Below are 14856 nucleotides of genomic sequence, written 5' to 3'. Positions count from 1 at the left end.
GAATCGAGAGATTCATAAGAAAACGTCATCCTTTCTAGTCTAGCTTTTTTAGAAAGAATAACGTTTTTTTACACTTGGGGGTAGTGAAGATTTTTAAGTTGATGGGCATGGCTTTTTTACATACTCTGCCAATTTCCGTTTAAAACATTCATTTTCTTATTACTGTTAAGATACATTTATTCTAGTTCCTAAAACTCACTTATTTCTTAATAGGTTCTTAAGAAATTCTTAATTCACTTATACGAATATAAAACTAAATAAGCTTCAATTCATTGTATTGTAAATCCCTCATTGCATAACATTATAATGTGCAGATATTCGTTATAGATGATGTTATCTAAAGTATTCAATTTCAGTATGTATTATTAACGTAGTTAATATATGGTTAATATGAAGTTCCAAATTTTGATTGTTTGTAGTCTCTTTATCATAGAGTTAATTTAGGGGTTATTTTTTGTTCACTTCATTTTTTCGGCACTCTGCATCTAGACGGTATACCCATTGGCCACAGTTAGACTATTTCAAATCAAAAAACTAGATTACCTGCACACTAAAGAGTATAGCGCACAGGTAATCTAGTTGTTTTTGAGATTAATAAAAAACTAATTTATCTTTTGAATTCTTCCATCAATAATAGACTGAATTGGTTCTTTTGATTTTTTTATATAATCTACTAATGCTTCAAAATCAGTTGGTCCTGTTTCAGCATCTTTACCGTTTTTAAAGGATACAAATCCATCTCCACCTGAAGCTAGAAATGCGTTCGCAACGACGCTGTAAGTTTTAGAAGGAATAATTTCTTCTCCATTTGTTAAGCGAATACTTGTTACTTTTTCTCCATTAGGCTTGTTCGCATCCCAAGTGTATTGGATCCCTGAAATTTGAAGCATTCTTGTTATGTCTTTTTGCCATTGTTGATTTAAAATATCACGAATGTCTTGACCTGTTAAATTTACTTTTATTAATTGATTTCCGAATGGTTGAATACCATATATCTCTCCCCATGTAATATCACCAGCATCTAAGTCATTACGAATACCACCAGGATTCATAAGTGCAATTTGGGATTGCATTGTTGCACGCTGAGCATCAGCAACTAAATTTCCGAGAGTAGATTCACCAGCCGTATTGAGTTTACGATCTAATGGAGCAATAGACTTACCTACAATTTCATTAACAAGAGGTGCGATTTTTGCTTGATATTTCTCCATCTTCTTCTTGATTTTTTTATCAGGCTCCATGCCTTCATGGTAAGTTGTAACAATTTCTGCTTTTTTCTCAACAATATCTTGTGTTTTACGATCAATCTTTACATCAACATCAGCAAAAGCCATACCATATGAATTTGCTTGTACGACAAGTTTATTATTAACAGTTCCATTTACATAGGTGTGGCTATGGCCACCAAAAATAACATCGACTTCTGGATCAGTCTCATTTGCTAATCGGACGATATCACCATTTGTTACGCCGTTCCCATCTGTTATACCTCCGTTATGTGCAAGAACAACGATAGATTTAACGCCTAGTTTTTTTAATTGCTTTACGGATTTGTTAATAGCTTCAACTTCATCTGTAATTTCTACATTCTTTAGCATAGTAGGCATAACAAGGTTAGGAACATCCGTTGTTACGACTCCGATAAAGCCAACAGGAACTCCTTGTACCTTTTTTATAGTGAATGGTGGTAAAAATAAACGACCGGTGGATTTATTATAGAAATTTGCAGCAACATATGGGAATTTTGCTCCTTTAAAATTTCCTGTTTTCTCATGGTATCCACCATAAATAAGGCGGTTCATTTCTTCAACACCTTCATCAAATTCATGATTTCCTATCGTTCCAACATCGAATTTCAAATCATTTAGAAATTCAATCGTAGGTTCGTCTTGTAATAATGCTGAAACAGGAGTACTTGCTCCAACAACATCGCCAGCATGTACCTTTAATGTATTCGGATTTTGTTTTTCACGATCACGTAAATAAGCCCCTAAGTACTCAATTCCCCCTGCATCTTTATTGTTAATTTTTTTTACAGTGTCTAGTTGCCCATGAAAATCGTTAATACCGAGCATTTGTACATCTATGTAGCGGTTTTGTTCTGTACTTGCTTGGATTGAAGGCGCAGCAAATACACTAGTAAAAGTAACTGTACTTAATGCTAAAGCAACTGGAATGATTTTTTTCAACATAAAATTTCTCTCCCCTAATTAAAATCTGACATAATACGATGTTATTTTAATATATTAAGAGAATTATTTCCACAAAAATTCTACCAATTATAAAAATTAATAAGATTTTATTGTTTTCTGATAAGATATTTCTTCCTCAGAAAAATGTATATTTCTTTGTTTTGAGGATTATTCAAAATATTATCTTGATAGTAATATAACAATACTTCTAAGAAATCTAAAAAACTCTAATCAATATATTTTAACTGTTAAGAAGAGTATTCAATCCAAAATTAATGGAGATTTATCAACCTAACATCTCAATATCACCATTTAAAAAGATGCTCCTGGATTTATCCAAGAGCATCTTTTATAAAGCTTTATTTTTTACTTGTTTATAATTTATCAATTAACAATTATATAGTTGTAATCAGTCATTTAAAAATAATAGGAGTGCTTCATTAAATTCTTTAGCATGCGTTGCATGTAGCCCATGTGGACCACCCTTTATTAAGGCCACTTTAGAATTAGGAATTGCTTCATGTGTTAATTTCCCACTATATTCATATGGTACAGTTGCATCAGAATCACCGTGAATAATAAGAGTAGGTATATTAAACTTCTCCAAGTCTTTTCTAAAATCTGTCTTACTAAAGGCGGTAATACAATCAAGTGTTCCTTTAGGTGATGCACTGGCTGCAATATCCCAATTATATAAACGGAATGGCTCACTAACTAAATCTGTTCGATTACCAGCCGCGAAAAATCCCTTAGTAAATTCATCAAGAAATGCAAGGCGGTCATTTATCACACCACTTTTGAATGCTTCAATTGTTGCATCATCTAATGCCCCTTCAGGATGATTCTCTGATTTGTATAAATATGGAGGTACTGCTCCAGCAAAAACAGCCTTTTCAATACGATCTGTTCCATACGTACTAATATACCGGGCTACTTCGCCTCCACCCATAGAAAAACCAACAAGTGTGACATTTTGAAGCTCTAAATGTTCTAATAGTTGATGTAAATCAGAAGTAAAGGTATCATATTCATACCCTTCCCACGGCTGAGATGATTGTCCAAATCCTCGACGATCATATGTTATAACTCTGTATCCAGCCTCAACAAGAGCGGGAACTTGGTATTCCCAAGATCGACCACTTAACGGCCAACCATGAATTAGTACAACTGGTTTTCCTGTGCCATGATCCTCATAATATATCTCAATTGGTGCTTGATTTTCGGTTCCTACAGTAATTTTAGCCATGCTTCTACCTCCAAAAAATATTCTAATATGTATCCTTTTCTTCAATAATCTGGATGAATGTCATAACCTATTCATGCACGTTTATGTTGTGAACTCTAAGTATGAAACTCTATTGTTCCAATGCATTCATTTTCTCCTTTTGGAACAATCCCCCCTCTAATACCTTTTTCATCATAAAATAATTACTGAACATTACTCCTATTCAATTGTAATAACAAAAATAGGTGACTATCAATATCGTTCTATCTATAGGATGTATAGGTAAAACCAATCTATTTTATAGTGAAAACAACTATAGTTACGACCTATACGAATTATAGATAATTTAGAATTGATTAACGAATCAGTTTTCAAATACTATAAATTTGTATAGCACTTCATGTTCTATGAATGCTGCTATAACCAATATTATTGGTCAGCTTAGTTATAAACGAAGAAACTTATGATAGTATTCGACTATTTAAACTTTCTTCGATTACTTAATTTTTAGGAGGAATACATAATGACTGATCTCTATTCTCGTATTAACAAAGACGATGCTGTCGTGCTTTTAGTAGATCATCAAACTGGTCTTATGTCCGGACTAGTACGTGACTATGGTGTTGATGAATTCAAGAACAATGTTTTAGCTCTTGCTCATACTGCTAAGTTTTTTGATTTACCAGTTATTTTAACAACAAGTTTTGAAAACGGGCCTAACGGACCTTTAATGCAAGAATTGGTTGATCTCTTTCCTCATGCACCAAAAATAGCTCGACCTGGACAAATTAACGCATGGGATAATGATGATTTTGTAAAAGCAATCGAAGAAACTGGAAAAAAGCAACTTATCATCGCGGGCGTAGTTACGGACGTTTGTGTTGCTTTCCCTGCACTTTCCGCTATAAAAGCTGGATATGAAGTATTTGCTGTTACTGATGCTTCAGGAACTTTCAGTAAACAAGTTGCAGATGCTGCCAATACACGTATGGCACATAGTGGCGTGCAACTTATGAACTGGTTTAGCGTAGCTTGCGAATTACAACGCGATTGGCGCAACGATGTCGAAGGTTTTGGCAATTTGCTTGCTAGCAATCTTCCAGGCTATCAAAATATAATTGGAAGCTATAGAGGAGCTCAGCGAGATCTTAGTAAACAAAATGCATAAATGTATCTCAAGTAAATAGCTTTAAATCACCTTTTTTAAAGTAGATAGTATAAATTTAGTGCTGATTAAATCAGCACTAAATTTAAATTAAAAAGTATAGTAGAGCTTCAATTGACAGAAGATACATTACTTTCAATAAACAATTGAAAAAGGAGCGTTTTATTATGAGTAATTTAGAATTGTTAAATCCGGAGAACAGTGCCTTAATTTTAATTGATTTTCAACCTCAAATGACTTTTGGAGTTGCAAGTATTGATAGACAAACATTGATTAATAACGTTATGCTACTTGCTAAATCAGCAAAAACTTTTAACGTACCTACTATTCTTACTACAGTTGAAACACGCAGCTTTTCTGGTTATTTTTGGCCACAAATTCTTGATATATTCCCAAACCATGAAATTATAGAACGTAGTTCAATGAACTCTTGGGAAGATCCGAAATTTGTTGAGGCAGTTAAAGCAACCGGTAGAAAGAAATTAATATTTGCAGCACTTTGGACTGAAGTTTGCCTTGCATTCCCTGTGCTTGAAGCAATTAAAGCTGGCTATGAGGTATATGCAGTTGATGATGCTTCAGGTGGTACTAGTTTGACAGCACATAACGCTGCTATGCGTCGTGTAGAACAAGCTGGTGCAATTCCAGTGACAGCAATTCAAGTTTTACTTGAATACCAACGTGACTGGTCACACAAAGACACTTATGATGCTGTAATGGAGATTGTAAAGGAACACACTGGTGCTTATGGTCAAGGTGTAGAATACGCATATACTATGGTGCATGGCGCGCTTCCAAGCAGGAAAATATGAAACAAGAAGGAGTAGCTGTCGAAGAGACTTATACAGGGAACACGATGGATGCCGGCAATCCAGTAACAACGATTGTTACATGGGAAATTCAAGAAGGTAGAGAAAAACAGTTTGAAACATGGAGACATGAAATTGAGGCTGCGGCTACTAAATTCCCAGGACATTTAGGTGTAAATCTAATAGTCCCAAGTAACGAATCCAGAGAGTATACTGTTATTTTTCGCTTTGATACGTATGAGCATCTACGTACTTGGCAAGAATCAGATGTTCGCCGGGATTTGTTAAAAACGGCGGAGCAATTTCAAGCCGCTAATCCAACTTACAAAACTGAAAGCAGTTTGGCTTATTGGTTTGTTACTCCGAAAACGCCAGTTCCACCGCCAAAATGGAAAATGTCTATCGTTACCCTTCTGGGTGTATGGCCTCTTAGCATGTTAGTTCCTAAAGTGATAGGACCTATTATAAAACATATGAATCCTATTATGTCAGCTTTTTTTGTTTCTGTATGTATCGTGTCCTTGCTATCATGGGTAGTCATGCCGATTTTCGGTAAATTATTTCATCCATGGTTACAAAATAATAGGAAGTAGACGAGGTGTGAATATGAATGTACCGGATATGGTCTTATATAACGGAAAAATTACTACCCTTGACCCTTCTCAGCCTGAGGTATCTGCTATCGCCATAACTGATGGTTTAGTCACTGCATTAGGTGGAGATGAGCTTCTTAATAGTGCCACGGAAAAAACAAAAAAAATAGACCTTAAAAGAAAGAGAGCTATTCCAGGCCTGAATGACTCTCATATACACGTTATTCGTGGTGGTCTGCATTATAATATGGAATTACGTTGGGAAGGCGTACCATCACTTTTTATTGCTCTAGAAATGCTCAAAGAACAGGCAAGACGTACACCTGCTCCTCAGTGGGTAAGAGTAGTTGGAGGTTGGTCTGAATTTCAATTTAAAGAGAGACGGATGCCAACATTAGAAGAGATTAATGCTGTTTCTGAAGACACGCCTGTCTTTGTGCTACATCTTTACGATAGAGCACTTGTAAATCGTGCAGGGCTACGTGCACTGGGATACACGAAAGATACCCCAGATCCTCCAGGCTGTTTAATTCAGCGGGATAAAAGAGGTAATCCAACGGGCCTTTTAATTGCTAACCCTAACGCTTCTATTCTTTATTCAAGTTTGGGTAAAGCTCCAGTACTTAATCTTGACGACCAGATTAACTCAACTCGCCATTTTATGCGTGAATTAAATAGATTAGGTATTACAAGTGCCATTGATGCAGGTGGCGGTTTCCAAAATTATCCTGACGACTACAAAGTTGTTGAACATTTAGCCGAGAAGGAACAATTAACTTTACGTATTGCTTATAATTTATTTACGCAAAATCCTAATCATGAATATGAAGACTTTGCTTCATGGACAAAAATTGTTTCTCCAGGTCAAGGAAATGATAAGTATAAAATGAATGGTGCCGGAGAAATGTTAGTATTCTCTGCAGCTGATTTTGAAAAATTTCAAATGCCACGGCCCGAACTAGCTACGATGATGGAAGCCGACTTAAAGAAAGTAATTTCTCTATTGGTGGAAAACCGTTGGCCATTCCGTTTACATGCAACTTATGACGAGTCAATCACACGTTTCTTAAATGTATTTGAGGAAGTTAACAGAGAAATTCCTTTTAATGGGCTACGCTGGTGGTTTGATCATGCAGAAACAATCTCAGATCGTAGTATGGAACGTGTTAAGGCTTTAAATGGCGGTATTGCCATCCAAGACCGCATGGCTTTTCAAGGTGAATACTTTGTTGACTTATACGGAAAGGAAGCTGCAAAGCATACTCCTCCGATTTATCGTATGTTAGACCTTGGTATACCTGTTGGCGCCGGTAGTGATGCAACCAGGGTTTCCAGCTATAACCCTTGGGTTGCTCTTTACTGGATGGTTGCTGGAAAAACCATTGGTGGGCTTTCCATATACGATGAAAAAAATAAACTTGATAGAAAAGTAGCCCTGGAATTATATTCAAAAGGAAGTGCGTGGTTCTCTGGTGATGAAGGTAAAAAAGGAACCCTGGCAGTCGGTCAGTTTGCTGATATTGCTGTATTGTCTGCTGACTACTTTACTGTGCCGGAAGAAGAAATCAAAGACCTTGAATCATTGCTCACCATTATGGGTGGGCAGGTTGTTTATGGAAATAATGAATTTAAAAACTTATCACCTGAATTGCCGCCAACATCACCTGATTGGTCACCGACGGGCGTTTATGGGTATGGTGGTGCTAACCTAGCCAACACTATACTTTCTCACGATTCCCATGATAACAAGTTACATAGTTGTAGTAACCCTCTCCATCAACACACTCATACCGTAATAGGAAAAGATGGAACTAAATGGGGTATTGGTTGTACTTGCTTTGCTTTCTAAATCAAAACCACCGGTATAATGCCGGTGGTTTTCTTTCTACAATAAGGATATATAAATTCAAAATAGCAGTGTATATCCCTACATGGAATCTGTTACTATACGATAAGACCGAAGAATTGATTGATTAACTTAACTTGTTTTTGATAGCCTTCTCTCCTTGCAAAGTCTGTCCTTTTTTCCTTAATTAAAAGTCAATGGTATCCCCCTTTTTGATCGACTACACCACACATATAAATCCACTGTCCTTCGACTTTAATATAGATTTTAATTTTTTCAATTGTTACACTAGGATCATTATTATTTCTATTACACTGATACTTTTTGAGAATCATTTAACTTCTGCATAAAGATGCGTGCTGCAAAACTTAAAAATTTATCATCAAAGTGTATAAGATTAATATCTTGACTTGGTGTTGGATCAGTAATACGAACTATGCTCAAAGTATCATTATTAACAAAGTTAACCAGTGAAAGAGGTATTATGGCAACACCATGTCCATTGTATACAAGGCTCAATAGAGAAATAGAAGATTTTGTTTCTATATTTGCTTCAGATAAAGATAACTCTAAACTCTCACAATATATCTTAATAGATTCACGACAACTACATGAAACCATTACTCTACTGAGCCCTACTAATTCTCGAAAAGAAACAAATGATTTTTCATTCAAAGGATGATTTTTTGGAATTACAAGGACGAGCTCTTCACTATACAAAAGGGTGTTTGTTAATGTGTCTGGAATTTGAGCACTACGTGTAATCCCGAAATCAATATTTTTGTCAACGATTTGATTTACAGCAACTTCGGATTCTATAATCTTTACTACAATGTTGGGATAATGTTGTTGAAACTTCATAATATAAGGTGTTAAATAAGTGAGATCCTCTAATAAACCTCCTATAGTAATCACACCTCTTTTTACACCCTTTAATTCAAAAATTTCATTATAAACGTCATCAAATTGTTGCATGATAAATTTTCCTTTATCAAATAGCAGCTTACCCGCTTCTGTCATTTTGATACCTCTTCCAACTCGATGAAACAAGGGTGTATCAAGTTCACCTTCTAAAACTCGTATTTGTTGACTTAAAGTCGGCTGTGAAATACCTAGAACTTCCGCAGCTTTAGTGAAACTATTATTATTACAAACTTGAATAAAATACTCTAAATGACGTAATTCCATTCTTGATACCCACTCTCCGCTTTATGAAAGATTTATAATTTAAAGGACGATATGTATACGTTAACATAACAACTTTATTTCATACTATACCAATCGAAATTACATGTTTTATTCATTTTGTATTATAATAAATTTACTACCATTTATTAATTTTTCCTCCTATTTATTTAATTTATATTTAATTAGGACATTACTAATTCGAGATATATTTCTAAAAATTTATAGTTCGAGTGCATAATACCCTAATTTTTTCAACTTTTCGATTATCATTTTTTTCTCAATATAGTCCAAACCACCAAATATTTGCCGAATCGCCTCTTTATGCTGAGGAAAAATAATATCCATCAATTCAATACCTTCTGAAGTAATTGACGCATACGTGACACGGCGGTCTTTAGGACATGGTTTTCGTATTAAGAACCGCTTCTTTTCCAACTTATCCACTACATACGTGATACTACTACTTGCAAGTAATATTTTGTCCCCAATTTTTTGTATAGGCTGATCGCCTTTACTATACAGTAGCTCAAGCACTGCAAATTCAGTTGGATTAAGTCCATAACTTTTTATATCCTCTTCAATACGCTTAGTAATTGACTGTACTGCCCTTGATAATATAACAAATAACTTTAAAGATAAGCTCTCATCGTTAATCACGCTCATAATTACCAATCCTTTACAAGTTATCTTGAATTCGAGATTCATTATATTATCGTCAAAATATTATGTCAATCATTCATTTTAGCTTTATCAATCCAATCATAATTTATTTCTCAACATATGACATATGGAATTAGAAGAAAACAATTGTTACTATATAAGTATCTCAATTACGTTATTTCTTCTAAAGAGAGCTTGTTTTTAATGGCAAGTTCTCTTTTGCCATATTCTAAATTGAATCCGGACAAATTTCAGAGTATATGATATAGTTTTTAAACAAAGATTAGAGCTCTCCTACAAGAAGGAGAGCTCTAATCTTTCATATAAATATTCACCATTTTTATCATTACGGGACATCAAAACTTTAACTTGATGGGGATATGGTGCTATCTTGATTAATAAATATTACAAGTCATATATCTATCATATTTTTTATAAACAGGATTAATTAGATTTAAAAAAAGATTTCTTTTTCTTTACTCGTAATAAGTCACCTGTCCATCCTTTGAATCGCATATACATATACATCCCCCCTGTTGTGAAAATAATAAATAAGAGAGCGATTAAATAGCTATATTTCCATTCTAGTTCAGGCATGTATTTAAAATTCATACCCCATAATGCTCCTAAGGCTGTCAAAGGCGTACTCACAGCAGTTAATACAGTAAGAGCTTTCATAATTTCATTCCCACGATGAGAAGAAACAACTTCTTGCAAATGAATCATCGTGTCTAATTCTTCTTGGTACTCTTTAACGAGTTGTAATCCACGCTCTAATTTTACGCTTGTTTGTTTATAACAAAGGGTGTTTGATAGTTTTTCTAACCAAGCTTCTTTTAGGCCTTGTAACACTTCTTGTATTAAGCGAAACACGTGTGTGTTCATAAATAATTCATGACGAATATGATAAATCCTTTCTAAAACTGCTATGTTATTATGATGATAAAAATCCCATAATACATTTCTGAAATTGTTTTCAAAGTAGTCAACCTTTCGCAAATAATGAGATATAAACATTGATAAGATAGCACATAATCCTTCAGCGGAACTATTACAATTTTTTGTACCCATAGGGAAATTATGTATTAATTTTTGGAAATCCTCTTCCTCTTTTTCCTGAACTGTTATCAGTATTCCATCAGCTACGAAATAATGAAGAAATTTTTGAATTTTGGCGTCCTTTTTATCTTGATCATATAAAAACGAACCATATACACAAGTTTGACTTGGTGATAACGTATAAACATATAATCCATTTTCACAAGGAGAACTTATTTTCTTTACAAATTGAGCGAAATAAGATGTTACATCACGAGGGATTATAGAAGAAAGTTTTTCAAGCTCACTAGTTTTCACATGATACCAACTCCATTTCGTCATTTTTATGCATTCCATATTATTCTTCCTTTCTAAATAGTTTTATGTTTGATCGAATCATATCCGTAATACGAAATTTGTATGTAGGTATTCATGTCTTGGAGGAAAAGTTTTTAGATCATCTAAATTACAAAATAAATAACATAGGAGGTCTTATTCTTTTAAAAGGAAGACCCCCTATATATTAGTTATTTTTATTTTCAATTTTAAACATTTCCTCTATACAATCACTTTTTATCTTTTCTTATAAAGAATTTATTATATGTGGAAAAGAAGCTACATAATTTGGCACGTCTATTCAACGAACTCCATTTCATTCGTTATTATAATTTGGATTCATATGCAGATTGATTGGTGATGTCCTCAAATACTTGACTCCCAATAATGTAGTATCCATGGAGTGCAGCCTCTTTCGAAGCGTCTACCATACGGAAAGAAGAAATTTCACTTTGCATTTTTTCAATTCGTTTTTTGTGGAGATCTACTATTCCTCCTGTCCAAATAATAGTGTTATACTGTTCTAACTTAAATTGTTCTTGTAATACACGCATGACGTCTTGGAAGTGTGCATCCAACTCTTTTTGAATCAAAGTATGAACCTGACTTGCCTCATGATTTTCTTCTCGACATTCATATCCTTTTTCTAATATGTTTGGCATGTCGTTAATATGCAATTGATTACTTTCACCCTCATGATTCTGCACGATATTCTTAATATTTTTCAAAGGCTTGCTACATCCTAGTTCCGCCTCATAATGATTTAAAATGACATTCTGTTTCATATCTGTCATTTCTACTGTACGAAATCCGCCATCAATAATTAAGATGCGATCTCGTTCCTGAATGATTCCCTCTTTTAAGAAATAGGCATGTAAAGCGACCGGTTGCTGAAGAATCAAAGCATTTTCCACCGTAATATGAATAAATTTCCCATCAATTTGCACGGAAGTTTCTTTTTTTAGTGCACGTTGTAATTGCTCATGCTGACTACCAAAACAACTGATGGGAAGCCCGGTAACAACTAAAGGTAACACGACATTTTCTTTATAATCCTTTGCAATGCAACCAAATATTTGTTGTTTAAATCGTTCGCTTTCATAATAATTTTCTATTTCTTCGTCAAATGGAGGAAGAAATGAAGCGTCAGATTGATGTGCTTCATTTCCCATGTAGTATGCAAAATCTAAGTCTATAAAACTTACCTTTGTTAAATCTTCACTTTCAGCATGATTAGATACAGGGGCTAGTGTGGAAGCTTCACTCTTAACCGTCATCTCAGAATCTACATCCTGGCGATATGCCCTTTTGGTAAAGCCAATTCCTACATCAATTGCATACAGAGATTTCATACTTTTTTCCTCACTTTCTATTTTTAGAGTTACATCTAGGCACTCTCTTCTTTCCCTTCTTTCACATATTTCTTTTCATTTTTCGTTTTTTCCCCGTCTAAGTTCTTACTATTTTCATTTATTTCGTAATCCTTTTCATCTGTTTTCTTTTTATTATTTTCGTTTTCTGTTAAGTCTTTAATGGTAGAAATGACAACTGGTGTGGCTGTAAGCAGTTGTGGTAATGTTTGTTTTGCAACATTAGCTGCAGTTACAGAAAATTGTTTACTTGTCTCAGTTACCTTCTCCAATGTTTCCTTTATGTTTCCTTCTTGTAGTTTTTCTTTTACGCTTTTTCCTTTTGTTTGTATAGCTTTCCGATTTTCTTTTTTTAATAGGGAGACTATGACTCCGGTCGTAATTCCAATCACAGCATATTTAAATATTGTATGTTTCATTTTTCTCATCCTTTTCTATTTTTATTTTTTTCCATGCTACAACCTAAAATAATTACCTTACCTATTTATCAGATGTTGCAATCTATTACAGAGAATGATAGTTTTGCGGCTGCCTAGCATTCGCCATTGGTACTTCAGCTGTTACTAGGAGTAAAATCTTCCCTTGATCTAGTTTTTCTTCATATAAGTTAGCTTCCTCCTTCGACAACCCCATTTCTTCCATTTGATTTCGAAGTTCGTCCCCTTTTTTGGAGAAAAAGTTGATAATACTTGTTCCCAATCCTTGTTCTTTTACTCCAATCGTATTTGTGTTTGTATCATCCGCAATCCTTTTTGTTATATGTTTTTCATGTGCTAAAACATAAATGTCATCGTGGCGAACCCCTTGCAATTCTAGCTCTTTTACTTTCATAACTACTTCCTGTTCATTTTGATATTCATAAACTACCGTTTTTCTTTCATTCGTATGTATCGTATCTTTCCTCCTTTAGATTTTTTATTTTTTTATTTAGTTGTTATGTAATATGTAATACACCTATTTTAAAGATGTTAAACCTAAATTTTCAAAAAATTTTACGCAATAGGTTATTCATGTTTTTAATATCAAAGAAATGTCACAAGAACTTTGCTTTGATAAAAGCGCTCCAAATAACGATTTGTTTGGAAGGTAAGCCCATTGTTTTATAGAAATCATAGAAAAATAAAAAAGCACTCCTTTTTAAAGAGTGCTTTTAAAAAACATATAACCTAATCAAAATATTTCTATTTTGATTACGGAAAGAAAGTCTTTATTAAAACATATGGTTGCTAATTTAATTGCGATCTGCCTTGCACCCAAGCAGCAATATCATTTATAACATACTCAGGGATATTAGCAGGACTATAATATTCATTTGGCTTACTTATTTCCCCTTCACCCTCTGTAAAGAAATGATTTAACTTTGGATATAGTCGATAATCTACGTTATCGCGTTCTTTTAATTGTTCTTTCCAAAGAGGAATTTCAATTTTTGATTGAACTTGATAGTCTCTTTCTCCTTGAATAATAAGAAGCGGTGTCTTTTGTTCTTTTGACATTTCTGCCGCTTTAATTTTCCGTATAGAATCCCAAAATACTGCTGATCCTAAGTAAAAATCTTTTGGGGGATTCTGACCAGAGAAATTAGGATCATTTAATAATTCAAATTGCGATTTGTAGAATTTATATTGATCCAGGTTCATTGCTCCAATAGAGAAAAGGTACTCAAATTGATCTAAAACAACGTCTTGGATCGTACGAGCTGGCCCTCCCATTACAATTGCTCCAGCAATATTTTTATTTTGGTCTTTTTCAATCATTTTTGGAAGCATCATTCCACCTTGACTATGACCCAAAATATAAATTTGATTTTTATTTATTAGAGGCTCATTTTTAAGAAATTGAGTTACAAGAAGAGCATCATCTGTTGTCTCTTTATCGACTGTATAAAAGGGACTGAATTGTGTTTTCAACCCATGTTCATAAGTTCTTTTATTATAGCGAAGGACAGCAATTCCCTTCGATGCAAGACCTTCAGCTAAATCGCGAAATGGTTTTAAAGCAAACGCTGTTTCATCCTGATCAGTTGCTCCTGATCCTTGAACAAGAATAACCGCTGGAAAAGGACCCTTTCCTTTTGGAACCGACAATGTTCCTGGTAATGGAAATGCACCACTTCCAACTACTACTTCTTTATCAACAAATGACTCAGGCTTACTATATGATGAACGCTCTGCAACAGGACTAAACGACATGCTGAGTTGAAAATCGTCTATTTTTCCAGATGGATCTAGTTTAATTAGTAAAGGTACAGTCATTTTTTCAAAAACTAATTGAATCTCCACATTTGTATGAACAGGATTTATCTCTTTTTGTGTAACCTCCCCATCCCTATCAAGCTAATAGTTTTAATTACCCCATAACGAAATTTTTAGCATCGTTAACTATTGATAATGATAGGTTATGTTAATAAAAATTGTATGGGTGATATATCATA

At 34.1% G+C, this 14856-nt stretch carries 12 protein-coding genes and 1 pseudogene; 4 read left to right on the top strand and 9 right to left on the bottom strand.

From position 1 onward, the window contains the following. Nucleotides 1-602 precede the first annotated feature (602 nt). Nucleotides 603-2192, bottom strand: a complete 1590-nt coding sequence (locus MR168_RS28220) for a bifunctional metallophosphatase/5'-nucleotidase (protein WP_016122791.1) — start codon at nucleotides 2190-2192, stop codon at nucleotides 603-605. Between the two features lie 409 nt (nucleotides 2193-2601). Next, nucleotides 2602-3438, bottom strand: a complete 837-nt coding sequence (locus tag MR168_RS28215; protein ID WP_139848957.1) for a bromoperoxidase — start codon at nucleotides 3436-3438, stop codon at nucleotides 2602-2604. Between the two features lie 502 nt (nucleotides 3439-3940). Between MR168_RS28215 and ycaC the strand changes: the two genes are divergently transcribed. The 4 genes from ycaC to MR168_RS28195 all read left to right on the top strand — a co-directional run bounded on the left by ycaC (nucleotide 3941) and on the right by MR168_RS28195 (nucleotide 7833). Beyond that, nucleotides 3941-4585, top strand: coding sequence for an isochorismate family cysteine hydrolase YcaC (gene ycaC, locus MR168_RS28210; protein ID WP_000131214.1), 645 nt, complete (start codon nucleotides 3941-3943; stop codon nucleotides 4583-4585). A gap of 164 nt (nucleotides 4586-4749) precedes the next feature. Continuing rightward, on the top strand, nucleotides 4750-5394 hold the full coding sequence (locus tag MR168_RS28205; RefSeq protein WP_242291668.1) for a hydrolase: 645 nt from the start codon (nucleotides 4750-4752) through the stop codon (nucleotides 5392-5394). Then, nucleotides 5391-5984 (top strand): antibiotic biosynthesis monooxygenase, encoded by a 594-nt coding sequence (locus MR168_RS28200; RefSeq protein WP_016122792.1) that lies wholly within the window; start codon nucleotides 5391-5393, stop codon nucleotides 5982-5984. Before MR168_RS28205 ends, MR168_RS28200 begins: the two co-directional genes overlap by 4 nt. A gap of 13 nt (nucleotides 5985-5997) precedes the next feature. Beyond that, nucleotides 5998-7833, top strand: a complete 1836-nt coding sequence (locus tag MR168_RS28195) for an amidohydrolase (RefSeq protein ID WP_242291667.1) — start codon at nucleotides 5998-6000, stop codon at nucleotides 7831-7833. Nucleotides 7834-8139: 306 nt separating this feature from the next. Here MR168_RS28195 and MR168_RS28190 read toward each other — a convergent pair whose 3' ends face one another. The 7 genes and pseudogenes from MR168_RS28190 to MR168_RS28160 all read right to left on the bottom strand — a co-directional run. Continuing rightward, nucleotides 8140-9018, bottom strand: a complete 879-nt coding sequence (locus MR168_RS28190) for a LysR family transcriptional regulator (protein WP_086389138.1) — start codon at nucleotides 9016-9018, stop codon at nucleotides 8140-8142. Between the two features lie 219 nt (nucleotides 9019-9237). Further along, complete coding sequence (locus tag MR168_RS28185) at nucleotides 9238-9681, bottom strand: MarR family winged helix-turn-helix transcriptional regulator (protein ID WP_000111426.1); 444 nt, start codon at nucleotides 9679-9681, stop codon at nucleotides 9238-9240. A 441-nt stretch (nucleotides 9682-10122) separates the two neighbouring features. Further along, the gene (locus tag MR168_RS28180; RefSeq protein ID WP_242291666.1) at nucleotides 10123-11073 is read right to left on the bottom strand and encodes a magnesium transporter CorA family protein; all 951 of its coding nucleotides are present in this window, start codon (nucleotides 11071-11073) and stop codon (nucleotides 10123-10125) included. A 305-nt stretch (nucleotides 11074-11378) separates the two neighbouring features. After that, entirely contained in the window at nucleotides 11379-12404 is a 1026-nt protein-coding gene (locus MR168_RS28175) for a ParM/StbA family protein (protein WP_242291665.1), read from the bottom strand. Between the two features lie 35 nt (nucleotides 12405-12439). Further along, the gene (locus MR168_RS28170; protein ID WP_000683215.1) at nucleotides 12440-12841 is read right to left on the bottom strand and encodes a hypothetical protein; all 402 of its coding nucleotides are present in this window, start codon (nucleotides 12839-12841) and stop codon (nucleotides 12440-12442) included. A gap of 85 nt (nucleotides 12842-12926) precedes the next feature. Beyond that, nucleotides 12927-13313, bottom strand: a complete 387-nt coding sequence (locus MR168_RS28165; protein ID WP_000557320.1) for a YflT domain-containing protein — start codon at nucleotides 13311-13313, stop codon at nucleotides 12927-12929. Between the two features lie 335 nt (nucleotides 13314-13648). Next, nucleotides 13649-14746, bottom strand: a pseudogene (locus tag MR168_RS28160) (alpha/beta hydrolase family protein); the annotation flags it as partial. Nucleotides 14747-14856: the final 110 nt, after the last annotated feature.

Origin of the sequence: Bacillus cereus group sp. BfR-BA-01356 (assembly GCF_022663635.1) — a bacterium.
Taxonomy (GTDB): Bacteria; Bacillota; Bacilli; order Bacillales; family Bacillaceae_G; genus Bacillus_A; species Bacillus_A cereus.
This window is presented reverse-complemented; position numbering and strand designations above follow the sequence as displayed.

Coding starts and splice junctions, on each gene's coding strand:
- MR168_RS28220 (WP_016122791.1), bottom strand. CDS start 2,192: ATGTTGAAAAAAATCATTCCAGTTGCTTTAGCATTAAGTACAGTTACT.
- MR168_RS28215 (WP_139848957.1), bottom strand. CDS start 3,438: ATGGCTAAAATTACTGTAGGAACCGAAAATCAAGCACCAATTGAGATA.
- ycaC (WP_000131214.1), top strand. CDS start 3,941: ATGACTGATCTCTATTCTCGTATTAACAAAGACGATGCTGTCGTGCTT.
- MR168_RS28205 (WP_242291668.1), top strand. CDS start 4,750: ATGAGTAATTTAGAATTGTTAAATCCGGAGAACAGTGCCTTAATTTTA.
- MR168_RS28200 (WP_016122792.1), top strand. CDS start 5,391: ATGAAACAAGAAGGAGTAGCTGTCGAAGAGACTTATACAGGGAACACG.
- MR168_RS28195 (WP_242291667.1), top strand. CDS start 5,998: ATGAATGTACCGGATATGGTCTTATATAACGGAAAAATTACTACCCTT.
- MR168_RS28190 (WP_086389138.1), bottom strand. CDS start 9,018: ATGGAATTACGTCATTTAGAGTATTTTATTCAAGTTTGTAATAATAAT.
- MR168_RS28185 (WP_000111426.1), bottom strand. CDS start 9,681: ATGAGCGTGATTAACGATGAGAGCTTATCTTTAAAGTTATTTGTTATA.
- MR168_RS28180 (WP_242291666.1), bottom strand. CDS start 11,073: ATGGAATGCATAAAAATGACGAAATGGAGTTGGTATCATGTGAAAACT.
- MR168_RS28175 (WP_242291665.1), bottom strand. CDS start 12,404: ATGAAATCTCTGTATGCAATTGATGTAGGAATTGGCTTTACCAAAAGG.
- MR168_RS28170 (WP_000683215.1), bottom strand. CDS start 12,841: ATGAAACATACAATATTTAAATATGCTGTGATTGGAATTACGACCGGA.